Genomic DNA, 23,492 nt, shown 5'->3' on the forward strand with positions numbered 1-23,492 from the left:
CGGACCGAAGTCCGCTTCCTGATTGGCTGAGCCTGAATCAGGCGTAGCCGTAGCTCATCAGGCGCTGATAACGACGATCCAGCAGCTCTTCAGTGCTTAATCCATCGAGATCGGCCAGATCGGCCAGCAGCTGTTGCTTCAGAGACTGCGCCATATCAACCGGACGGCGATGTGCACCACCCAGCGGCTCAGGGATCACTGAGTCAATCAGCTTCAGCTCTTTCAGACGGTGAGCGGTAATGCCCATCGCTTCAGCAGCCAGCGGCGCTTTGTCAGCGCTTTTCCACAGAATGGAGGCACAGCCTTCCGGCGAGATCACTGAATAGGTGCTGTACTGAAGCATATTCACTTTATCGCCCACGCCAATCGCCAGCGCACCGCCAGAACCGCCCTCACCGATAACCGTACAGATAACCGGTACTTTCAGGCCAGACATTTCACGCAGGTTGCGGGCGATCGCTTCAGACTGCCCACGCTCTTCCGCGCCCACGCCAGGATACGCACCCGGTGTGTCGATGAAGGTGATGATTGGCATTTTGAAACGCTCAGCCATCTCCATCAGGCGCAGCGCTTTGCGATAGCCTTCCGGTGCTGGCATGCCGAAGTTACGGCGAATCTTCTCTTTGGTTTCACGGCCTTTCTGATGCCCGATGATCATCACCGGACGTCCATCAAGACGCGCAATCCCGCCCACAATAGCTTTGTCATCCGCATAAGCACGGTCGCCCGCCAGCTCATCGAAATCGTCGAAGGCGTTGCGAACATAGTCAAAGGTGTAAGGACGTAACGGATGACGCGCCAGTTGAGCAATCTGCCATGCGCCCAAATCAGCGAAGATTTTACGGGTCAGCTCAACACTTTTCTCACGCAGACGCTGAACTTCTTCATCCAGATTAACGTGTTTATCATCCTGACGACCAATTGAAGTCAGCGAATCGATCTTCGCTTCCAGTTCTGCAATTGGCTGTTCAAAATCCAGGTAATTAAGACTCATAATGTTCCTGTTCTAGTCAAACTCCAGTTCCACCTGCTCCGATCCAATCAACGAGCGCAGATCGTTAAGTAAACGATCGCTGGGCGAAATTCGCCACGCTGCACCAAAGCGCAGCTTCGCTCGCGCGTCGGCTCTCTGATAGTAGAGATTCACCGGAATAGTCCCTGAACGATGAGGTTCCAGGGACTGACGGAGCCGGTTTAATAGCTGGTCATCAATTTGCCTGTCCGTCAGCGAGATAGCAAGTCCGCGCGCGTATTTTTCGCGAGCTTCGTCGATGTCCATGACTTCACGCGCGGTCATTTTAAGCCCGCCACTGAAGTCATCAAAGCTGACCTGTCCGCTGACGATCAGGATTCGGTCTTTCTCCAGCAACTGCTGGTATTTATCTAACGCATCGGTAAATAACATCACCTCAAGACGACCGGAGCGATCGTCCAGAGTACAGATACCAATTCGGTTGCCGCGCTTGGTGACCATTACCCGCGCGGCGATCACCAGACCAGCCGCCACAGTAATTTTACCCCGATCGGTAGGATGCATATCTTTCAGACGCACCCCGCCAACATAACGCTCAATTTCTTTCAGATACTGATTAATAGGGTGGCCGGTAAGATATAGCCCCAGCGTTTCCCGCTCACCATCCAGCTGCACCTGCTCAGGCCACGGCGTGACGCTGGCGTACGATTTCTCAACCTGCTCCGGCTCCTCCGCCAGCACGCCAAACATATCTGCCTGGCCAATCGCCTCCGCTTTCGCGTGTTGATCGGCGGCTTTTAACGCGTCACTGAGTGAACTCATCAGGGCGGCGCGGTGCGGTCCAAGGCGATCGAAAGCCCCGGACATAATCAGTTTTTCCATCACCCGACGGTTGATCTTTTTAGTGTCAGTACGGGCACAGAGATCAAACAGTTCGCGGAAATAGCCACCTTCATTACGGGCGTCGATAATCGCTTCAATCGGGCCTTCACCCACGCCTTTGATCGCGCCGATACCGTAAACGATCTCGCCCGCGTCATTAACATGGAAGGGATAGAGACCCGAGTTAATATCGGGCGGCAGGACTTTCAGCCCCATCCGCCAGCACTCATCAACCAGGCCCACCACTTTCTCGGTGTTATCCATATCGGCGGTCATCACCGCCGCCATGAACTCGGCCGGATAGTGCGCTTTCAGCCACAGGGTCTGATAGGAGACCAGTGCGTAAGCCGCAGAGTGTGACTTGTTAAAGCCATAACCTGCAAATTTTTCTACCAGATCGAAGATCTTCATCGACAGTTCGCCGTCGATGCCCATGCTTTCGGCACCATCGCGGAATATGGAGCGCTGTTTGGCCATCTCCTCGGGTTTCTTTTTACCCATGGCGCGTCGCAGCATATCTGCGCCGCCCAGGGTGTAACCGGAGAGAACCTGGGCGATCTGCATCACCTGTTCCTGATAGAGGATAATGCCGTAAGTCGGTTCCAGCACCGGTTTCAGGCTTTCGTGCTGCCACTGAATGTCGGGATAAGAGATCGCTTCACGGCCATGCTTACGGTCGATAAAGTTATCTACCATGCCGGACTGCAGTGGGCCAGGACGGAACAGCGCCACCAGTGCGATCATATCTTCGAAGCAGTCGGGCTTCAGACGCTTAATCAGATCTTTCATGCCGCGCGATTCAAGCTGGAATACCGCTGTGGTTTCCGAGCGCTGCAGCATATCGAAGCTTTTCTTATCATCCAGCGGGATTGAGGCGATATCGATCGGCTCCAGCCCCTGCTTCTCCCGGCGCGGGTTGATCATCTTCAGCGCCCAGTCGATGATGGTCAGCGTACGCAGACCCAGGAAGTCGAACTTCACCAGGCCGGCATATTCCACATCATTTTTATCGAACTGAGTGACCGGGAACTGCCCGTGTTCATCGCAGTAAAGCGGCGCGAAATCCGTGATTTTCGTTGGCGCAATGACCACGCCACCCGCATGTTTACCGGCGTTTCGCGTGACCCCTTCCAGCTTACGCGCCATATCGATCAGCGCCTTCACCTCTTCATCTGCGTCATACATCGCAGGAAGCTGCGGTTCAGCAATAAAGGCTTTTTCCAGCGTCATGCCGGGATCGGGCGGGATCAGTTTTGAAATGCGATCAACAAAGCCGTAAGGATGACCCAGCACGCGGCCCACATCGCGGATAACCGCTTTCGCCGCCATGGTACCGAAGGTGATAATCTGGGAAACCGCTTCACGTCCGTACATATCAGCGACGTGTTCGATGACCTGATCGCGCTTCTCCATGCAGAAATCGACGTCGAAGTCGGGCATCGAGACGCGTTCCGGGTTCAGGAAACGTTCGAACAGCAGGTCAAATTCCAGCGGATCGATATCGGTGATTTTCAGCGCATAGGCCACCAGCGAACCGGCACCGGAGCCACGGCCTGGGCCCACCGGCACGCCGTTATCCTTGGACCACTGGATGAACTCCATCACGATCAGGAAGTAGCCGGGGAATCCCATCTGGTTAATAACGGTGAGCTCAATCTCCAGACGCTCATCATATTCCGGACGTTTTTCTGCGCGCTCAGCTTCGTCCGGGAACAGGAACGCCAGGCGCTCTTCCAGCCCCTCGCGGGATTTCACCACCAGATAATCTTCGGTAGTCATATCACCGGTCGGGAACTGTGGCAGGAAATATTCGCCCAGTCGCACCGTCACGTTACAACGCTTAGCAATCTCTACGCTGTTCTCCAGCGCTTCCGGGATGTCCGAGAACAGCTCGCACATCTCCTCTTCGCTGCGCATATATTGCTGAGGACTGTAGTTGCGCGGACGCTTGGGATCATCCAGCGTATAGCCGTCATGAATGGCAACGCGAATTTCGTGCGCATCGAAATCTTCTGCATTGATAAAGCAGACTTCATTGGTGGCAACGACCGGTATTCCCTCTGCAATCGCAAGTTCAACGGCTGCATGCAGATAGCTCTCTTCGTCCTGTCGGCCAGTACGGATCAGCTCCAGGTAGTAGCGATCGGGAAAATGTTGCTGGTAAAACGACAGGCACTGCGACACCAGCGCATTGTTACCGCGCAGCAGGCTACGACCTACATCGCCGCGTCGCCCACCCGACAACAGTATTAATCCTTCCTGCAATTCGATCAGCCAGTCGCGATCGATAATGGGTCCGTCCACGCCATAACCGCGCTGATAGGCGCGGGAGATCAGCAGCGTCAGGTTCTGGTATCCGGTATTACTGGACGCCAGCACGGTAAGCTGTGTCAGCTCATCCCCCATCAGCTCACTGGCCACGTTGAAATCGGCACCAATGACCGGCTTTATCCCTGCGCTGTGCGCGCCACCGTAGAATTTCACCAGGCCACAGAGGTTAGTGAAGTCGGTAATCGCTATCGCCGGCATGCCAAGGGCAGCCGCTTTCTTGATTAGCGGCCCGGTTTTTGCCAGGCCATCAACCATCGAATAGTCACTGTGGACACGCAGATGTATAAAACGGGGTTCAGCCATATCAGTTTCCGGTTAAAACAGCGTCAGGCTATTAAAGCGTAAGGGTCTGGCGGGCAGCCAGTACTTCAGCATCGAGCAGCGCATTACGTACGGGCGCAAAACTACGACGGTGGTGCGGCGTGGCGCCATATTGTGTCAGCTTTTCCATATGCAGCGCCGTTGGATAGCCTTTGTGTTGTGCAAAACCATACTGCGGGAACAGCAGATCCAGTTCGGCCATCTCACGATCCCGCGAGACTTTGGCGATGATCGATGCTGCACTGATTTCGGCAACCAGGCTATCCCCTTTGACGACGGCCTGTGAAGGCATAGGCAATGCCGGGCAACGGTTACCATCAATCAGCACATAGTCGGGCTGGATACTCAGGCCAGCTACCGCACGCTGCATCGCCAGCATGGTAGCGTGCAGAATGTTGAGCTGATCGATCTCTTCAGGTTCTGCGCGTCCCAGACTCCATGCCAGCGCCTTCTCTTTGATTTCGTCGTACAACGCCAGGCGGCGTTTTTCCGACAGTTTCTTCGAGTCCGCCAGGCCGGTAATCGGATTTGCCGGATCGAGGATCACCGCAGCAGTGACCACCGCGCCAACCAGCGGACCGCGCCCCACTTCGTCCACACCGGCAATCAGTCTGGCGACAGGATAGATAAAATCAGGCATTCACCAGCTCCAGTACTGCATCCGCTGCCTGCTCATCGGCGTTCCAGCGGATCTGTTGATGTAATTCATGAAACGTCTGCAGCAAAGTTTCGCGCTCAGGCCCGGCATGCAACAGCGGATCTAACGCTGCAGCCAGGGCGTCGGGCTGACACGCATCCTGCAGTAACTCTTTGACCAGCTCACGCCCTGCCAGCAGGTTTGGCAGCGAGACGTAAGGGGTTTTCACCAGCCGTTTCGCCAGCCAGTAAGTGGCCGGTTTCATGCGATAACCGACGACCATCGGGCATTTTGCCAGCATGCACTCCAGTGCGGCAGTCCCGGATGCCAGAAGTGCGGCATCGCTTGCAATCATCGCCTCACGACCCTGTCCATCCAGCAGATGCATCGGCAGTTCAGGCGCAACGTCAGCTTTAATCTTCTCAAACTGTTCACGGCGACGGGCGTTAACCAGCGGCACCACGATTTCCAGCGCCGGATAGTGACGACGCAATAATTGGGCTGTTTTCAGGAAGTCAGCACTGAGCATTTCCACTTCCGCACCACGACTGCCCGGCAGCAGTGCCAGACAGAGCGCATCGTCCGCAATGCCGAGATGACGGCGCGCAGCCTGCTTATCAGGTTGCAGCGGCATGGCATCCGCCATGGTGTGACCGATAAAGCGGCAGGGAACGTTATAACGATCGTAGAAGGCTTTTTCAAACGGCAGGAAGGCCAGCACCAGATCGGTATTTCGGCCAATCTTAAACACGCGCTTTTGCCGCCATGCCCACACCGAAGGACTGACATAGTGGATCGTACGGATGCCCGTACGTTTGAGATTGCCTTCCAGCGTGATATTAAAATCGGGCGCATCAATACCGACAAAAACGTCGGGTCTGAGCTCGCTAAAACGTCGGGTGAGATCGCGGCGGATTGTCAGCAGGCGTCGCAGGCGACCCAGCACCTCGACAATGCCCATTACCGCTAACTCTTCCATCTCATACCAGGCTTCACACCCTTCAGCCTGCATCAGTGGGCCCGCCACACCGACAAAGCGTGCATCAGGATGGCGCACTTTCAGGGCACGAATCAGACCTGCACCAAGAATATCGCCGGAGGTTTCTCCGGCGACCAGGGCAATCGTTAAAGGACGCGCTGACATGGATTAACGAATTAATCCACGGGTTGAACGGGTAAAGAAGTCGTAGAAAGGCTGCACTTCGCTGTGCTGTTGCGCAATGGCTTCGATCTCCGGCTTCACTTCTTCCAGCGTTCTGCCACTGCGATAGAGCAGCTTGTAAGCGTTGCGAATCGCATGCAACGACTCTTTGCTGAAGCCACGACGCTTAAGACCCTCAATATTGATACCGAACGGCGTCGCATGGTTACCCTGCGCAATAACGTAAGGCGGAACATCCTGCGCCACGCCGGAACAGCCACCAACCATCACGTGCGCACCGATGATGCACCACTGATGTACCGCTGTCATGCCGCCAATAATGGCGAAATCATCGACCGTCACGTGACCACCCAGGGTGGCATTGTTCGCGAAGATACAGCGGTTACCAATCACGCAGTCATGCGCAATGTGGACATTGACCATCAGCAGATTATCGCTGCCCACTGTGGTGACATGGCCACCCTGCGTGGTGCCGCGATGAATCGTCACGCTTTCACGAATACGGTTGCGATCACCGATCTCAACCCGTGTTGGCTCACCGGCATATTTCAGATCCTGATTCACTTCGCCAATTGAGGCAAACTGGTAGATCTGATTATCTTTACCGATACGCGTGTGGCCATTCACCACAACGTGTGACTTCAGTACTGTTCCTTCACCAATCTCAACATTCGCGCCGATAAAGCAAAACGGGCCAATGTGAACACGGGCGCCAATGATAGCGCCCTCTTCGATGACAGAACTGGGATGGATAGTGGCGGTTGGATCAATCACGAATTATGCCTCCCGGCTGCGGGCACACATCATGGTCGCTTCACAAACGATTTTACCGTCAACAGTCGCCACGCCTTTAAAGCGGGTCAGACCACGGCGGGTTTTCTCGAAAGTGACTTCCATGATCATTTGGTCACCTGGTACCACAGGACGCTTAAAGCGGGCACTGTCGATACCGGCAAAGTAATAGAGTTCGCCTGGCTCCAGTTTACCTACGCTTTTAAACGCCAGAATACCGGTGGCCTGCGCCATCGCTTCCAGGATCAGAACGCCAGGAAAAATCGGTTTACCAGGGAAGTGCCCCTGGAAAAACGGTTCATTAACAGAAACGTTCTTCACTGCACGCAGGTATTTGTGCTCTTCAAATTCCAGCACACGGTCTACCAGCAGAAACGGATAGCGATGCGGCAGCAGCTCTAAAATCTCTTCAATTTTCAGAGTATGAGTTTCAGTAGTCAAAATACTCTTCCTGTCCTAAAAATCTGATGACATCAATAACACGGCCTGCACAGATCAAAATGATCTTCCGCAGGCCGCAAATAGGTACTGTGGCGCCGGGCTTCCCTGCTTAACATTTTTATTATGAAAGCCGGTCAGTTTTGGGATGGCGGTTAGTCGTCTTTGCCGACCTTGCGCTCGATGGCTTTTAAGCGTTTGCTCATATCATCGATGTTCATCACCAGCGCTGCAGTTTTACGCCAGGTTTTGTTGGGTTGCAGCGGAATGCCTGACGAATAAACGCCTGGCTCTGTGATAGGACGCATGACCATACCCATACCGGTCACCGTTACTTTGTCACAGATTTCCATATGGCCGTTAATGACGCTGGCACCGCCAATCATACAGTAACGTCCAATCTTCAGACTACCCGCCATGATCACACCGCCTGCAACCGCAGTATTGTCGCCAATAACTACGTTGTGAGCGATCTGGCACTGGTTGTCTATGATAACACCATTGCCGATCAGAGTGTTATCAAGCGCACCGCGATCGATGGTGGTGCAGGCCCCTATTTCGACGCGATCGCCGATAATTACCGCGCCTAACTGCGGGATTTTCACCCAGTTACCGCGATCGTTGGCATAGCCGAAACCATCAGAACCGATGACGGTACCTGACTGAATCAGACAATCCTGGCCAATTTCGATCTCGTGATAAACAGAGACGTTGGCCCAGAGACGGGTGCCACTGCCAATACGGGTTTTTTTGCCAACAAAACATCCCGCACCAATAACTACGTTGTCACCCAGCTCAACATCCGCTTCGATCACTGCATTGGCGCCAATGGCGACATTGTTGCCGAGTCGGGCTGAGGGGTCAATTACCGCGCTGGGGGCGATATTTTGCGCCGGCTGTGGCGTGGTATCGAGTATTTGTGCCATACGCGCATAAGTCAGGTAGGGATTTTTCACTACCAGCGCTGCGGTATTACACCACTCCAGATCCGCTTCCGTCAGCACCACGGCTGAGGCCTTAATCAGGGCGAGTTGCTCGCGGTAACGGCTGTTTGCAAGAAAAGTGATTTGGCCAGTTGTGGCGGATTGCATAGAAGCAATGCCGGAGATGACGATATCGCCATCTCCGTGCAATTCTGCATCCAACTGCTGGGCTAAATCAGCCAGTCGAATAGATGACATGAATTATTTAACCTGTTTCAGCACGTCAGCTGTGATGTCTTTTGCGTTTGATGCATAAGCCACCGCGTTGGCGTCGATCACGACGTCGTAACCATCGCTGTCAGCGACTTTCTTAACGGCATCCTGAATACGGCTCAGCAGCTTGTTACGCTCTTCCATCTGACGACGACGGTTATCCTGCTCAAAAGCCTGTGCTTTTGAAGAGAACGCTTCACGCTGAGACATGACATCTTTTTCCATGCGGCTGCGTTCGCTTGCCTTCATGGTAGAACCGTCACGCTGCAGACGCTGCATTTTAGTTTGCAGATCGCGCTCCTGGCTCTGCAACTCAGTTGCACGGCCTTTGAACTCGTTTTCCAGCTGTTTAGCAACAGTCGCACGTTGCGGTAACTGTTGGAAAATGCTGGACACGTTTACCACTGCAATTTTGTCAGCAGCCTGAACACCAGCGGAAACCGCTAAAGCAAGACCCAGACCTGCGGCACACAACAACTTTTTCACTATAAACTCCTTACCATCAACGTTTGTGTCAGCGACACAGTGTTTGCGCCGGAACAGCAACAGGTGCTGCCCGGCAGCAATACTTCAGCTATGCATCCTTGCTCAGAACATTACCAGGTTTTACCAATGTTAAACTGGAACTGCTCTGACTTGTCTCCATCGACTTTCTTGAACGGCTGGGCGTAAGAGAACACCAGCGGGCCAAGCGGTGACATCCACTGCAACGCAACACCGCTTGATACACGAATGTTGTTTGGATCGCTGTAGTCAGGAATGCCTGCCGCACGCGTTTCCGCTGTATTTTCCCAATGGGTATCCCACGCGGTACCGGCATCGACAAACACCGAGGTACGCACCGAGTTAGCATACTTCTCGCTCAGGAACGGCGTTGGCGTGATCAGCTCAAGGCTGGCGATCGCCATGGCGTTACCGCCCACCGCATCGTCAGACTTACAAACGCCATTTGGATCAGCGATTCGGCAGTTCGACGAGTTGTTATTAAAGTAGGCTGCTTTCGGTCCAATGGTGTTGGACTGGAAGCCGCGAACCGTGCTTGAACCACCGGCATAGAAGTTCTCGTAGAACGGCATCTCTTTGCCGCCGAGTCCATCGCCATAGCCGATACGACCACGTCCCAACAGCACCCAGGTACGATCCTGGTTAATCGGCACATACTGCTGACTATCCAGCGTGGCCTTATAGAAGCTGTTATCTGAACCAGGAATCGTCACTTTACCATTCAGGTTAGTGCGGTTACCGGATGTCGGGAAGAATCCGCGGTCCAGGGTGTTGTAAGTCCAGCCGTAGTTAAAGGTGAAGTCATCTGCTGAGAATTCGCCTTTGTCATTAAGCTGCTGCGGCTTACCAACCGAGTCAAGGTAACGCCACATCGCAACCTGCGGCTGCATGTTTGACAGGTCATTGTGGACATAGCCCAGACCGACACGCAGGGTGTTGTTTTCGTTAACCGGGAAGCCAAGTGTGCCATCCAGACCATAACTCTTGTTGGTATAGTCAGAAAGGTCAGCATTGTCTGCTTTGAAGTCGTTGTAGAACAGACGACCACCCAGACTCACACCGTCAACGGTGAAGTAAGGGTCAGTAAGCGAGAATTCAGCATAGGTCTGGTAATCGTTTTTGGTCCCGCTGATGCCCACGGTATTACCGGTGCCCAGCCAGTTATCCTGCGTTACGCCAACCTGGAAACTCACACCACTTTCAGTGCCGTAACCGACGCCGAAGTTGAAAGTACCGGTGTTACGCTCTTTAACTTTGTAGACCACGTCAACCTGGTCAGGCGAGCCTGGTACACGCTGGGTATCCACATCCACGGTTTCAAAGTAACCGGTGCGGTTCAGACGCTCTTTACCCTGTTCAACCAGATCGCTGCCCAGCCATGCGCCTTCCATCTGACGCATTTCGCGACGTAACACCGAGTCTTTTGACGTGTCATTACCTTCGAAACGAACATTACGCACGTAGTAACGGTTACCCGCATCCACGTTGATGTGCAGTTTCACGGTTTTGTCGGCGTCGTTGATTTCTGGCTGTGTGACTACACGCGGATAGGCATAGCCGTAGCGGCCCAGCAGTTTCTTGATGTCATCTTCCATTTTCGTGACTTTGGCGCCGTTATAGAGCTCGCCTGCCGGAATTTTGGTCAGATGTTCAATTTCTGCGGAGTGACCCGCCATGCTGCCATTGACGATTACGCCAGCAATTTTGTACTGGTCACCCTCGGTGATGTTCACCGTGATGTAGATGCCTTTTTTATCTGGCGTCAGGCTGACCTGCGTCGAATCGATATTGAAGCGTGCATAGCCGCGATCCAGATAGAAGCTGCGCAGAGTCTCAAGGTCACCTGCCAGTTTCTGCTTCTGGTATTTACGATCGCCGACCACGTTCCACCACGGCACTTCATCACGCAGCTGGAAACGGGAGATCAGTTCATCAGAGCTAAAGGCTTTATTACCGACGATGTTGATCTGCTGAATTTTGGCAGAGACACCTTCGGTAAAGACCAGCTTCAGATCGACACGGTTACGCGGCAGGGGTGTCACCACCGCTTTCACGTTGGCAGTATATTTACCGACGCTGTAGTAGAAATCCTCAAGGCCTTTCTCAATAGAAGAGATAGTGGTGCGGTCCAGCGCTTCGCCGACACGCACACCTGAGGCTTCCAGATTTTGTTTGAGCTGATCCTCTTTCACCGCTTTGTTACCGGTGAAGGTAATGCTGGCAATGGTAGGACGTTCTTTGACCTGGACAATCAGCGTTGTACCGTCTCGCAGGACCTGAACATCCTCAAAGTTGCCAGTAGCGAACAGCGAGCGAATGGTATTTCTGACATCATCGTCATTCACCGTATCGCCAACCCGTACTGGCATGCTCAGCAGAGCCGCGCCGACGGCGACTCGCTGCAGCCCTTCGAAATGAATATCCTTCACCACGAAATCGTCTGCACCGTAAACGGTGGCGCTGCTAAACAGCAGCGACGCTATGAGCAACTTTTTCATCGCCATCGTTGTTATGCGTTTTCCTAACACATCCCTCGAATGTTCGCGTTCCAGCGGTTACAAACGTGAGAAATCATTGAAAAGTGCAAGCCCCATTAACAGCACCAGTAAAATCGAACCGATGCGATAACTAAAGTCCTGAACTCGCTCGGACACCGGTCCACCTTTGATCTTTTCGATCGCAAGGAAGAGCAAGTGCCCACCATCTAAAACCGGCAAAGGGAACAGGTTGATGATGCCCAGGTTGACGCTAATCAACGCCAGGAACATCAGGTAGTAAATCAACCCGTACTCAGCTGACAATCCTGCACCCTGCGCAATCGAAATTGGCCCGCTCAGGTTGTTCAGCTTCACATCACCGGTTATTAACTTGCCCAGCATGGAAACAGTGAGCTTCATCAATTGCCAGGTTTTTACACTGGCCTCACCGATTGCCGCAAATGCGCCATACTGCCTTACCGTCTTGTACTCTTCTGGCAGCGGGACGATACGCGGAATCACTCCCGCAAAGCCCGCCTTACTGCCATTTTTCGCTTCTGGCGTCATCGTCAGCGCAATTGATTCACCGCCGCGATCCACTTCAAGCGCCATGCTTTTACCGGGATTATCCCGGACCTGCGTGACAAAAGTCTGCCACTGCGATAATGGCTGACCATCGACTTTAACGATCCTGTCGCCTGCTTGCAAACCGGCTTCACTCGCTGGCGAGTTCGCCTGCACTTCTGCCAGTGTGGTCTCAATTTGCGGACCGCGTGGCTGAATCCCTAATGCAACGACCGGATCCTGCTTATCAGGCTCAAACTGCCAGTTACGCAAATCCAGCTGCTTCTGCTGGGTTGCATCTTCGCCAAATCGGGCCACGGTTAACGTGGTGCTGCTATCGCCGATTTTACCCACCAGCGCCATACGCACAGCATCCCAGTCAGGCGTTTCGATACCGTCAACAGCCTTAAGTTCCATGCCGGGCGTAATTTGCGCTTCTGCAGCGACCGAACCGTTTAAAATTTCACCGATTACCGGGCGTACACCTGGTACGCCGTGAATAAACACAACCCAGTAGGCAAAGATGGCAAAGATAAAGTTAGCGACAGGCCCTGCCGCAATAATGGAGGCGCGTTGCCAGACGGCTTTGTTATTAAAAGCCTGATGACGCAGCTCGGCGGGCACGCTTTCGACACGTTCGTCGAGCATTTTAACGTAGCCGCCGAGCGGGATCAGCGCGATGACAAATTCGGTGCCGTGACGATCACGGCGCTGCCAGAGCGCCTTACCAAAACCAATAGAAAAGCGCTCAACTTTGACACCACAGCGACGAGCGACCCAGAAGTGGCCAAACTCATGCACGGTAATCAACACGCCCAGCGCAACGATAAAGGCGAAGAAACTCCAGATTATACTCAACATCTTTGCCTGTCCTTAAAGGGTGCGGAACACCAGCAGCAATAAACAGGCAAACACCGGCACCGCCGCAGTCAGACTATCAATACGATCAAGCATGCCGCCATGACCGGGGATCAGATTACCACTGTCTTTAATGCCCGCTTCACGTTTAAACATACTCTCGGTGAGGTCACCCAGAACAGAGGCCAGCGTCGCGATAACCGCGCAAATCACCAGCGTACCGGTGGAGACCGTCAGCGGCGCCAGCGTGGCAAACAGCAGCGCAATCAGCGCCGATGAAACCAGGCCGCCCAGGAAGCCTTCCCAGGTTTTGCCTGGTGAGACTTTCGGCGCCAGCTTGTGCTTGCCGAACATCTTGCCAAACATATAAGCACCGGAATCCGCTCCCCACACCAGCAGCAGCACAAACAGCAGCCACCAGGCTCCGGCGAAGTGGTCGGTTTCATAGTGATACTGGCGCAGCGCCACCATGCCCCAGAAAAAGGGCACCAGCGTTAATACGCCAAACAGTAAGCGAAGTGGACGCGAATGACGCCAGAAAGCCGCGGAAGCGGGATAGGTAAGCACCAGCAGCAGTGCCGCGACCCACCACACCAGCGACGCCCAAAGCGATGTCGCAATCTGTGGCAGATGCACCGTGTGTTGATAAGGTGGCAGCGTAAACTGCATCAGCGCCAGCAACAGACCACAAAGTACAGCCAGCCAGACACGCTGTTGCCGTGATGCCATGCCTGCAAACTGACCCCATTCCCAGGCTGCCAGCATGCAGATAACAATCGTTGTCAGGGCGAAGCCAACAGGCGGTAACCAGAATAGTGCAGCTATTACCAGCGGAATTAATATCAACGCGGTAATAAGACGAGACTTCAGCAAAGGTTACCCCCAGATTGCTCAGGCGCCGCCTGGTGCAGCGCCGCCAAAACGACGCTCCCGCAGAGAGAATGCATTCAGTGCACCTTCAAAAACGTGTTCATCGAAATCCGGCCAGAGCACATCGGTAAAATAGAATTCAGCATAGGCAATCTGCCACAGCAGGAAGTTGCTAATCCGATGCTCTCCCCCGGTCCTTATCACTAAATCCACTGGCGCCAGCTCCTGCATGCAGAGCTGCGACGTCAGGCTCTCTTCGGTAATCTGGTCAGGTCGCAGTAATCCTTCCTGAACCTGTTCAGCCAGTTTTTTCACGCCTTCGATAATATCCCAACGGCCGCCATAGTTGGCAGCAATGTTGAGCGTCAGACGGGTATTATTTGCAGTCAGGGTCTCAGAACGACGAATACGTTCCTGAATGCGGGGGCTGAAACGGCTGGTATCGCCAATGACACGTAAGCGAACGTTGTGTTTATGCAGGCTCTTTACTTCACTGTCGAGTGCCCAGACAAACAGTTCCATTAACGCGGTAACTTCCTGCGCAGGACGGCTCCAGTTTTCACTACTGAAGGCATAAAGCGTCAGGGCTTCAAGATTGTTATTGACCGCAAAGCTGACGGCACGACGCACCGATTTAACACCGGCTTTGTGGCCTGAAATACGCAATTTTCCCTGATTTTTGGCCCAGCGACCATTGCCATCCATGATGATAGCGACGTGGCGCGGACCGTTTCCCTGCTGGTCATCAGTGTTGTTGTGATTGTTAGACGACATAACGCTTAACCAATTCCTTTCATCAGAAATGCTGTGTTTTCTGAATACATTGCGCCCGATTCAAATCCCGGCACACGCTTAGTGCCGGGCTACACCGAATTCGGTGACAGACCGTGAAACGCGAGCCAGCGACTATACCATTTTCACCTGAAGCGAACAAATGGCCTCATAACGATCGGTTTCACGACGTGAAGCGCGGCAACATTTCTGTTGCCAGCGCGCGCGCAGTGCGATCGATGTCAAGGACAGCGTCCACCGAATCCGGCTCCGGACACACTTGTGCCGCCATCACTGCGCTATTAAGCGCGGCAATGTCGGTGAAGCGGATCTGGTGATTCAGGAAAGCCGCGACGGCAACCTCATTGGCAGCATTTAGCGTGGTGGTCGCCGCCTGCCCTGCCTCACAGGCATCAATGGCCAGTTTCAGACAGGGATAGCGACTAAAGTCAGGTTCTGCAAAAGAGAGCGCCGACATGCGGGTAAAATCCAGCGGCGTCACACCTGCATTGATGCGCGATGGCCAGGCCATGCTGTGGGCAATAGGCGTACGCATATCGGGAGAACCTAACTGAGCCAGCACGCTGCCATCGCAGTATCGCACCATGGAGTGAATCACCGACTGTGGGTGAAGTATCACTTCCATCTGCGCTGCGCTGGCATTAAACAACCAACGGGCTTCAATGTACTCAAGACCTTTATTCATCATGGTGGCCGAATCAACAGAGATTTTTCTCCCCATCGACCAGTTCGGATGTGCACAGGCCTGATCCGGCGACATGGCGCTAAGATCAGCTAAATCTGTGTCACGAAAAGGACCACCCGATCCCGTAAGGATAATCGACTCAATGCCATTATCCCGCAGGTCAGCGTAACCTAACTGATGCTGGATGGTAGCCGGTAAACTCTGAAAAATGGCGTTATGCTCACTGTCGACTGGTAGTAACTGCGCGTTATGATGACGCACCGCCTCCATAAACAAACGGCCGCAGGTGACAAGCGATTCTTTGTTGGCCAGCAGCACCGTTTTTCCGGCGCGAATGGCTGCCAGCGTCGGCAGCAAACCGGATGCGCCGACAATTGCCGCCATCACCTGATCCACGTCATCCAGCGCAGCCAGCTCACAGGCTGCCTGAACGCCGGAGAGCACTTCAGTATCGATCCTGATTGCTCTCAGTCGCTCACGCAGCGCAGCGGCGGATGCCTCATCTGCCATGCAGGCGTAGCGCGGCGTAAAAGCCGCACACTGTTCGGCCATCAGCGCCACATTGTGGCCAGCGACCAGCGCAGTAATCTGATAAAGCGCCGGGTTGGCGCGAACCACTGCCAGCGTACTGGTGCCGATCGAGCCGGTGGATCCCAGCAGAGTTAATCGCTTCATGAGGCTATCCGTGTGAAGTCAGCGTGCCCTCAGGCACAATGTAAAACGCCGCCAGATGTCGCATTCATACGAATACCTCTCTGTACGGCGTTTTGTCCGGCAGTGATGGGATTAGAAATCCATCAGCTCCGACTCTTTTTCAGACAGTGCGGCATCAACTTTCTTGATGTACGCATCGGTCATTTTTTGCACTTCATCCTGCGCACGACGTTCGTCGTCTTCGCTGATCTCTTTATCTTTCAGCAGCGCTTTGATTTTATCGTTGGCATCGCGACGGACGTTACGTACCGACACACGGCCCTGCTCGGCTTCGCCGCGCACGATTTTAATCAGATCTTTACGACGCTCTTCTGTCAGGGCAGGCAGCGGAACACGGATGTCGGTACCGGCTGAACTTGGGTTCAGACCGAGATCAGACTTCATGATCGCTTTTTCGACTGCCGGACTCAGTGAACGGTCAAACACGTTGATTTTCAGCGTGCGTGAATCTTCCACAGTGACAGAAGCCAGCTGACGCAGTGGCGTCGGCGTGCCGTAATATTCGACGACGATGCCGTCAAGCAGCGAAGGTGAAGCACGACCGGTGCGCACTTTGCTGATGGTAGTTTTGAATGCTTCAACGCATTTTTCCATGCGCGTGTCAGCATCTTTTTTGATGTCGTTAATCACGTTGAAACCCTTGGATTCGGTTTGACCTGGCCAGTTCCGGCATAACCGGAAGCGGGATCGATAATCATCGATAATCCTGACTGGTGCGCGATGCATTCTCATCGCGCTGACAGAATATACCTTATTTTATCTCGCCTCGGGTATTAATGCGTAATCAGAGTCCCTTCTTTTTCACCCATCACTACACGACGCAGTGCGCCAGGTTTATTCATGTTGAAAACACGGATAGGCAATTTGTGGTCACGCGCCAGGGTAAAGGCCGCCAGATCCATCACTTTCAGCTCTTTATCCAGTACTTCAGCATAGCTCAGTTGCTCATAAAGCGTTGCGTCCGGGCTTTTCACCGGGTCGGCAGAGTAGACGCCGTCAACTTTGGTCGCTTTCAGCACCACGTCCGCTTCAATCTCAATGCCGCGCAAACACGCCGCAGAGTCGGTGGTAAAGAACGGGTTACCGGTACCGGCGGAGAAAATCACCACGCGGTTGTTACGCAGCAGGCTGATCGCTTCTGCCCAGCTGTAGTTGTCGCAGACGCCATTCAGTGGAATCGCTGACATCAGGCGTGCGTTCACATAGGCGCGGTGCAGTGCATCACGCATCGCCAGGCCGTTCATCACGGTTGCCAGCATACCCATGTGGTCACCCACGACGCGGTTCATCCCTGCCTGCTGCAGGCTTGCGCCACGGAACAGGTTCCCTCCGCCAATCACTACGCCAACCTGGATGCCCAGTTCAACCAGCTCTTTTACCTCTTGTGCCATGCGGTCAAGCACACTCGCGTCGATACCAAAACCTTCAGCGCCTTGCAGAGCTTCGCCGCTGAGTTTAAGCAGGATACGTTGATAAACAGGTTTTGCGTTGGTCGCCATGGTCAGTTCTTCCTGGAAGATTGGGTGTAAAGGAGAAGTAAATTCTGATCGATCATCCGCTTACCGCAAAGAAAATGCTATTGGGATGAAACTGAAAACGTGTCTGTTGCGATTCACAGACAAAAAAGAACCGCCGGATGGCGGTTCTTTCAAAGCATTAAGACTGTTTGGACATTGCTGCAACTTCTGCAGCGAAGTCAGACTCAACTTTCTCGATGCCTTCACCCACTTCGAAGCGGATGAAGTTAATCACGTCAGCGCCCTGCTCTTTCAGAGCCTGGCCAACGGTTTTGCTTGGGTCGATAACGAAAGCCTGACCTGTCAGAGAGACTTCGCCGGTGAATTTCTTCATACGGCCTTCAACCATCTTCTCTGCGATCTCTTTTGGCTTGCCAGACTGCATCGCGATGTCCAGCTGAACCTGGTACTCTTTATCAACCACGTCAGCAGAAACGTCTTCTGGCTTAACGAATTCAGGTTTGCTTGCTGCAACGTGCATTGCGATCTGTTTGATCAGATCTTCGTTAGCGCCTTTCGCTGAAACCAGAACGCCGATACGTGCGCCGTGCAGGTAGCTGCCCAGCTCTGCGCCTTCCAGGATTGCAACGCGACGGATGTTGATGTTCTCACCGATTTTAGCAACCAGTGCAACGCGCTCTTCTTCGAACTGCGCTTTCAGAACTTCAACGTCGGTAACGCGATTAGCGGCAGCCGCTTCCAGAACTTTGTCTGCGAACGCCTGGAAACCGCCATCTTTTGCAACGAAGTCAGTCTGGCAGTTCACTTCCAGAATCACGCCGTAGTCGCCAACGATCTTGGTTTTGATTACGCCATCAGCAGCAACGTTGCCTGCTTTTTTCGCTGCTTTGATTGCGCCAGACTTACGCATGTTCTCAATCGCCAGCTCAATGTCGCCGTTCGCTTCAGTCAGCGCTTTTTTGCAATCCATCATGCCAGCGCCAGTACGCTCGCGCAGTTCTTTTACCAATGCAGCGGTAATGTCAGCCATTCCAGAATCCTCGGTTCGTGCCTGAGTACGTTTGCACCAGCAGACACTTATTTGCGGAAAATTTACTCTGTCCCGCCGTCCGGTTGGGGGCGTGACAGACTTAGATAAAATAAAGGGGCCAGTATAGGCCCCTTACAGATCACATCTGAATGCTAAGGGCTCTTATGCAGAGCAAACCTTAATTAAGCGTTTTCTAAAGACGCTTCTTCAGCTTGCTCAGCCAGGTCCTGAGAGCGGCCTTCGCGAACGGTAGTCGCAACGGCAGTCAGGTACAGGTTTACAGCACGGATCGCATCGTCGTTACCTGGGATAACGAAATCAACGCCATCTGGATCTGAGTTGGTATCAACGATAGCAAATACCGGGATACCCAGGTTGTTTGCTTCTTTGATTGCGATGTGTTCGTGATCAGCATCAACAACAAACAGTGCGTCTGGCAGACCGCCCATGTCTTTGATACCGCCCAGGCTGTTTTCCAGCTTGGCCAGCTCACGCGCACGCATCAGCGCTTCTTTTTTGGTCAGTTTGTCGAAAGTGCCATCCTGAGACTGAATCTCCAGATCTTTCAGACGCTTGATTGACTGACGCACGGTTTTCCAGTTAGTCAGCATGCCACCCAACCAGCGGTGGTTTACGAAGAACTGGTCGCAGCTCAGTGCAGACTCTTTTACTGCCTGGGCAGCAGCGCGCTTAGTACCTACGATCAGGATCTTACCTTTACGGGAAGAGATCTTGTTCAGTTCAGCCAGAGCTTCGTTGAACATAGGTACAGTTTTTTCCAGGTTGATGATGTGAACCTTGTTACGTGCACCAAAGATGAATGGCTTCATTTTTGGGTTCCAGTAACGGGTCTGGTGACCGAAGTGAACACCAGCCTGGAGCATGTCGCGCATGGAAACAGTTGCCATGATAAAACCTCTAAAGTTTGATTGGGGTTGGGCCTCCATGTATCCCATACGACCGACCTCTTTCAAGGCACCCCGGCGTATGTGTCGATACATGTGTGTTTTATTACACATAATGAGAGTTATGCGTTTCCTGCTGACCGAAACAGCCATACAGAGAATCGTCGGCGCGCTTTATACCACAAACCACCATGGGACGCCAATAAATGATCACTGATGAGCGCCAGCGCGTTCTCTATTTGGCAGCCCATTTGCTGGCTGCTAACATGACAGCACAGACCTTATTATTGTCGAAAATTTCGACAACTGCGGATTAATTTAATGGCAATTTCAATCAAAACCCCTGAAGAAATCGAAAAAATGCGCGTCGCGGGCCGACTGGCCGCCGAAGTGCTGGAGATGATCGAGCCTCATGTTCAACCGGGTGTCACCACCGGCGAGCTGGACCGTATCTGCCACGAACACATCACGCAGAAGCAGCAGGCCGTCTCTGCCTGCCTTGGCTATCACGGTTTTCCGAAATCAGTCTGCATCTCGGTGAATGAAGTGGTTTGTCACGGGATTCCCAGTGACGATCGCCCTCTGAAAGATGGCGATATCGTCAATATCGATGTCACCGTCATTAAAGATGAGTACCACGGTGATACCTCAAAGATGTTTATTGTTGGTAAACCCACTATTCAGGGTGAGCGCCTGTGCCGCGTCACGCAGGAGAGCCTCTATCTTTCCCTGCGTCTGATTAAGCCCGGCATCCGCCTGCGCGAGTTGGGTCGTGCCATTCAGAAGTATGTTGAAGCAAACGACTTCTCTGTCGTACGCGAATATTGCGGTCACGGCATCGGCAAGGGGTTCCACGAAGAGCCTCAGGTATTGCATTACGATGCCGATGATAGCGGCGTCGTGTTACAGGCGGGTATGACCTTTACAGTAGAACCGATGGTCAATGCCGGGGATTACCGCATCCGCACCATGAAAGATGGCTGGACGGTAAAAACCAAAGATCGCAGCTTGTCCGCGCAGTATGAGCATACTATTGTGGTGACGGAAAACGGCTGTGAGATTTTAACCCTGCGCAAAGACGACGCGCTGCCCGCTGTGCTCGTCGCCGAAGGGTAATTCCCCCAAAACAGATCAAGCCGGCGCTGAGCCGGCTTTTTTTTGGCTAAAAAAGAGAAGAGCTGCATGAGCGTGAGTCTGTCGGAAGATGTGAAAAACGGTCTGGTTGATTCGCCAGCCGAATGGGGTGACGACCAGCTGACCCGCGACATTCTGAAGCCGAGGCTGGAGCTGTTTCAGCAACATCTGGCTGCCGCGTTTGATGCCGGTGAACCCGTTGAGCCGCTGATCGATGCCCGCACGCTGTTTATTGATCGGCTGCTGCGTCGCCTGTGGCGCTTCTTTGGCTTTGATGAAATGCCGTCTACCGCGCTGGTCGCCGTTGGCGGCTATGGCCGTGCCGAACTGCATCCGCTCTCTGATATCGATGTTCTGATCCTCAGCCGCCAGCCGCTGGATGAACAGGCTGCGCAACGCACCAGCGATCTCTTAACGCTGATGTGGGATCTTAAACTGGAAGTGGGCCACAGCGTCCGCACGCTGGAAGAGTGTCTGCTGGAGGGATTGTCTGATCTGACCGTCGCCACCAACCTGATCGAATCACGGATGCTGACTGGCGATGTGGCGCTGTTTCTGGAACTGCAGAAAAATATCTTCAGCGACGGTTTCTGGCCCTCATCCTGCTTTTTCGCCGCCAAAATTGATGAGCAGCAGGAGCGCCACAAGCGTTATCACGGCACCAGTTATAACCTCGAGCCGGATATCAAAAGCAGTCCCGGTGGCCTGCGAGACATCCATACGCTGCAGTGGGTTGCCCGACGCCATTTTGGTGCCACTACCCTGGATGAGATGGTCGGCTTTGGTTTCCTCACTGACGCTGAGCGCAGCGAACTCAACGAATGTCAGGAGTTTCTCTGGCGCATCCGCTTTGCCCTGCATCTTTCCCTCCCCCGCTACGATAACCGCCTGCTATTCGATCGCCAGCTCAGTGTGGCGCAGCGCCTGAATTACCAGGGCGAAGGCAATGAGCCGGTCGAACGCATGATGAAGGATTTCTATCGGGTCACACGGCGTATCGGTGAACTGAACCAGATGCTGCTGCAGCTGTTTGATGAGGCGATTCTGGCGCTCTCCACCAGTGAAAAACCCAGGCCTATCGACGACGATTTCCAGCTGCGGGGTGATTTGATCGACCTGCGCGACGAAACGCTGTTCACCCGCGAGCCGCAGGCGATTCTGCGTATGTTCTACGTGATGGTACGTAACGACAGTATCAAAGGGATCTACTCCACCACCCTGCGTCACCTGCGCCATGCACGTCGACATCTTAAACAGCCGCTGTGTCAGATTCCGGAAGCGCGACGCACGTTTATGTCAATTCTGCGCCATCCCGGCGCGGTGAGCCGGGCGCTGGTGCCGATGCATCGTCATAGCGTGCTGTGGGCCTATACACCGCTGTGGGGGCATATCGTCGGACAGATGCAGTTTGATCTGTTCCATGCCTACACCGTGGATGAGCATACTATTCGTGTCCTGCAGAAGCTGGAAAGCTTCGCCAATGAAGCCACCCGTCCTCAGCATCCACTGTGTGTCGAGTTATGGCCACGCCTGCCGCAGCAGGAGCTGTTACTGATGGCTGCGCTGCTGCATGACATTGCCAAAGGGCGCGGCGGCGATCACTCTATTCTTGGCGCGCAGGATGCGCTTGAGTTCGCTGAAATGCATGGCCTTAACTCGCGTGAAACTCAACTGGTGGCCTGGCTGGTTCGTCATCACCTGCTGATGTCTGTCACGGCGCAGCGTCGCGATATTCAGGATCCGACGGTGATCCAGCAGTTTGCTGAGGTGATGCAGAATGAGAACCGGCTGCGCTATCTGGTTTGTCTGACCGTGGCCGATATCTGCGCCACCAATGAAAGTCTGTGGAACAGCTGGAAGCAGAGCCTGTTACGCGAGCTGTTTTTCGCCACCGAGAAGCAGTTACGACGCGGTATGGAAAACAGTCCGGATTTGCGGGAGCGGGTGCGTCATCATCGCCTGCAGGCACTGGCACTGCTGCGGATGGATAATATTGATGAAGAGCGTCTGCACCAGATCTGGAATCGTTGCCGCGCAGACTACTTCCTGCGCCATACGCCGAATCAGATTGCGTGGCATGCCCGCCACCTGCTGGTTCACGATCTGAAAAAACCGCTGGTGCTGGTCAGCCCGCAGGCCACCCGTGGCGGGACCGAAATTTTTATCTGGAGTCCCGATCGGCCTCATCTGTTTGCTGCCGTGGCCGGTGAACTCGACCGTCGTAACCTCAGCGTTCACGACGCGCAAATCTTCACCAGCCGGGACGGCATGGCAATGGATACCTTTATTGTGCTGGAACCGGATGGCAGCCCGCTCTCCCCCGATCGTCATCCGATGATCATTCAGGCGCTGGAACAGGCAATCACTCAGTCAGATTGGGTGCCGCCGCGTACCCGTCGTCCGTCGGCCAAACTGCGGCATTTCAGCGTGGATACCGAAGTGAATTTCCTGCCAACGCACACTGACCGTCGCAGCTACCTGGAACTGGTGGCGCTGGATCAGCCAGGCCTGCTGGCGCGGGTCGGCGAAGTCTTTGCCGATCTGGGTGTCTCACTGCACGGTGCACGCATCAGCACCATCGGCGAGCGGGTCGAAGATTTATTTATTCTGGCCAACAGCGAACGTCAGGCACTGGATGAAGAAATGCGCAAAGCGTTGCAACAACGGTTGACAGAGGCCCTTAATCCAAACGATAAAGTGTGACCAGATTCAATTTGTAGACATTACTCTATTTACTTGTGTCGGGCTG

Annotated in this window: 19 protein-coding genes; 2 read left to right on the forward strand and 17 right to left on the reverse strand. The window is 53.8% G+C overall.

Annotation, left to right across the window (positions count from 1 at the left end):
- Positions 1 to 37: 37 nt before the first annotated feature.
- The 17 genes from accA to rpsB all read right to left on the reverse strand — a co-directional run bounded on the left by accA (position 38) and on the right by rpsB (position 19,612).
- Positions 38 to 994, reverse strand: a complete 957-nt coding sequence (gene accA, locus EE896_RS15500) for an acetyl-CoA carboxylase carboxyl transferase subunit alpha (protein WP_003852630.1) — start codon at positions 992 to 994, stop codon at positions 38 to 40.
- Between the two features lie 12 nt (positions 995 to 1,006).
- Entirely contained in the window at positions 1,007 to 4,489 is a 3,483-nt protein-coding gene (gene dnaE, locus EE896_RS15505) for a DNA polymerase III subunit alpha (RefSeq protein WP_003852631.1), read from the reverse strand.
- A 31-nt stretch (positions 4,490 to 4,520) separates the two neighbouring features.
- A complete protein-coding gene (rnhB, locus tag EE896_RS15510) occupies positions 4,521 to 5,147 on the reverse strand; it encodes a ribonuclease HII (protein ID WP_008925641.1) in 627 nt (208 codons plus the stop codon).
- Entirely contained in the window at positions 5,140 to 6,288 is a 1,149-nt protein-coding gene (gene lpxB, locus EE896_RS15515; protein ID WP_003852634.1) for a lipid-A-disaccharide synthase, read from the reverse strand. Before lpxB ends, rnhB begins: the two co-directional genes overlap by 8 nt.
- A 3-nt stretch (positions 6,289 to 6,291) precedes the next feature.
- Positions 6,292 to 7,080 carry an acyl-ACP--UDP-N-acetylglucosamine O-acyltransferase gene (lpxA, locus tag EE896_RS15520; protein WP_003852636.1) on the reverse strand — a complete coding sequence of 263 codons (789 nt, stop codon included), beginning with the start codon at positions 7,078 to 7,080 and terminating at the stop codon, positions 6,292 to 6,294.
- Positions 7,081 to 7,083: 3 nt separating this feature from the next.
- On the reverse strand, positions 7,084 to 7,539 hold the full coding sequence (gene fabZ / locus EE896_RS15525; protein WP_003852639.1) for a 3-hydroxyacyl-ACP dehydratase FabZ: 456 nt from the start codon (positions 7,537 to 7,539) through the stop codon (positions 7,084 to 7,086).
- Positions 7,540 to 7,691: 152 nt separating this feature from the next.
- Positions 7,692 to 8,717, reverse strand: coding sequence for a UDP-3-O-(3-hydroxymyristoyl)glucosamine N-acyltransferase (gene lpxD, locus EE896_RS15530; protein ID WP_008925640.1), 1,026 nt, complete (start codon positions 8,715 to 8,717; stop codon positions 7,692 to 7,694).
- Between the two features lie 3 nt (positions 8,718 to 8,720).
- Entirely contained in the window at positions 8,721 to 9,218 is a 498-nt protein-coding gene (gene skp / locus EE896_RS15535; RefSeq protein ID WP_003852644.1) for a molecular chaperone Skp, read from the reverse strand.
- A gap of 110 nt (positions 9,219 to 9,328) precedes the next feature.
- Entirely contained in the window at positions 9,329 to 11,740 is a 2,412-nt protein-coding gene (gene bamA / locus EE896_RS15540; protein ID WP_003852645.1) for an outer membrane protein assembly factor BamA, read from the reverse strand.
- A 51-nt stretch (positions 11,741 to 11,791) separates the two neighbouring features.
- Positions 11,792 to 13,138 (reverse strand): sigma E protease regulator RseP, encoded by a 1,347-nt coding sequence (gene rseP, locus EE896_RS15545; protein WP_003852647.1) that lies wholly within the window; start codon positions 13,136 to 13,138, stop codon positions 11,792 to 11,794.
- 12 nt (positions 13,139 to 13,150) lie between these two features.
- Entirely contained in the window at positions 13,151 to 14,008 is an 858-nt protein-coding gene (gene cdsA, locus EE896_RS15550) for a phosphatidate cytidylyltransferase (protein ID WP_033743116.1), read from the reverse strand.
- An 18-nt stretch (positions 14,009 to 14,026) separates the two neighbouring features.
- Positions 14,027 to 14,779, reverse strand: a complete 753-nt coding sequence (gene ispU, locus EE896_RS15555) for a (2E,6E)-farnesyl-diphosphate-specific ditrans,polycis-undecaprenyl-diphosphate synthase (RefSeq protein ID WP_003852651.1) — start codon at positions 14,777 to 14,779, stop codon at positions 14,027 to 14,029.
- A gap of 181 nt (positions 14,780 to 14,960) precedes the next feature.
- Positions 14,961 to 16,157 (reverse strand): 1-deoxy-D-xylulose-5-phosphate reductoisomerase, encoded by a 1,197-nt coding sequence (ispC, locus tag EE896_RS15560; protein WP_008925638.1) that lies wholly within the window; start codon positions 16,155 to 16,157, stop codon positions 14,961 to 14,963.
- Between the two features lie 111 nt (positions 16,158 to 16,268).
- Entirely contained in the window at positions 16,269 to 16,826 is a 558-nt protein-coding gene (gene frr, locus EE896_RS15565; protein ID WP_003852653.1) for a ribosome recycling factor, read from the reverse strand.
- A gap of 143 nt (positions 16,827 to 16,969) precedes the next feature.
- Positions 16,970 to 17,695 (reverse strand): UMP kinase, encoded by a 726-nt coding sequence (pyrH, locus tag EE896_RS15570; protein ID WP_003852654.1) that lies wholly within the window; start codon positions 17,693 to 17,695, stop codon positions 16,970 to 16,972.
- Between the two features lie 157 nt (positions 17,696 to 17,852).
- Positions 17,853 to 18,704: a translation elongation factor Ts gene (gene tsf / locus EE896_RS15575; RefSeq protein ID WP_008925637.1), complete on the reverse strand. Its 852-nt coding sequence runs from the start codon at positions 18,702 to 18,704 to the stop codon at positions 17,853 to 17,855.
- 182 nt (positions 18,705 to 18,886) lie between these two features.
- Positions 18,887 to 19,612: a 30S ribosomal protein S2 gene (rpsB, locus tag EE896_RS15580; RefSeq protein ID WP_008925636.1), complete on the reverse strand. Its 726-nt coding sequence runs from the start codon at positions 19,610 to 19,612 to the stop codon at positions 18,887 to 18,889.
- Between the two features lie 318 nt (positions 19,613 to 19,930).
- Here rpsB and map point away from each other — a divergent pair, with 318 nt between their 5' ends.
- Positions 19,931 to 20,725, forward strand: a complete 795-nt coding sequence (map, locus tag EE896_RS15585) for a type I methionyl aminopeptidase (RefSeq protein WP_105099578.1) — start codon at positions 19,931 to 19,933, stop codon at positions 20,723 to 20,725.
- A 66-nt stretch (positions 20,726 to 20,791) separates the two neighbouring features.
- Positions 20,792 to 23,446 (forward strand): bifunctional uridylyltransferase/uridylyl-removing protein GlnD, encoded by a 2,655-nt coding sequence (gene glnD, locus EE896_RS15590; RefSeq protein ID WP_140916407.1) that lies wholly within the window; start codon positions 20,792 to 20,794, stop codon positions 23,444 to 23,446.
- Positions 23,447 to 23,492 lie beyond the last annotated feature (46 nt).

Origin of the sequence: Pantoea eucalypti, assembly GCF_009646115.1 — a bacterium.
In the GTDB taxonomy this organism is placed as follows: domain Bacteria; phylum Pseudomonadota; class Gammaproteobacteria; order Enterobacterales; family Enterobacteriaceae; genus Pantoea; species Pantoea eucalypti.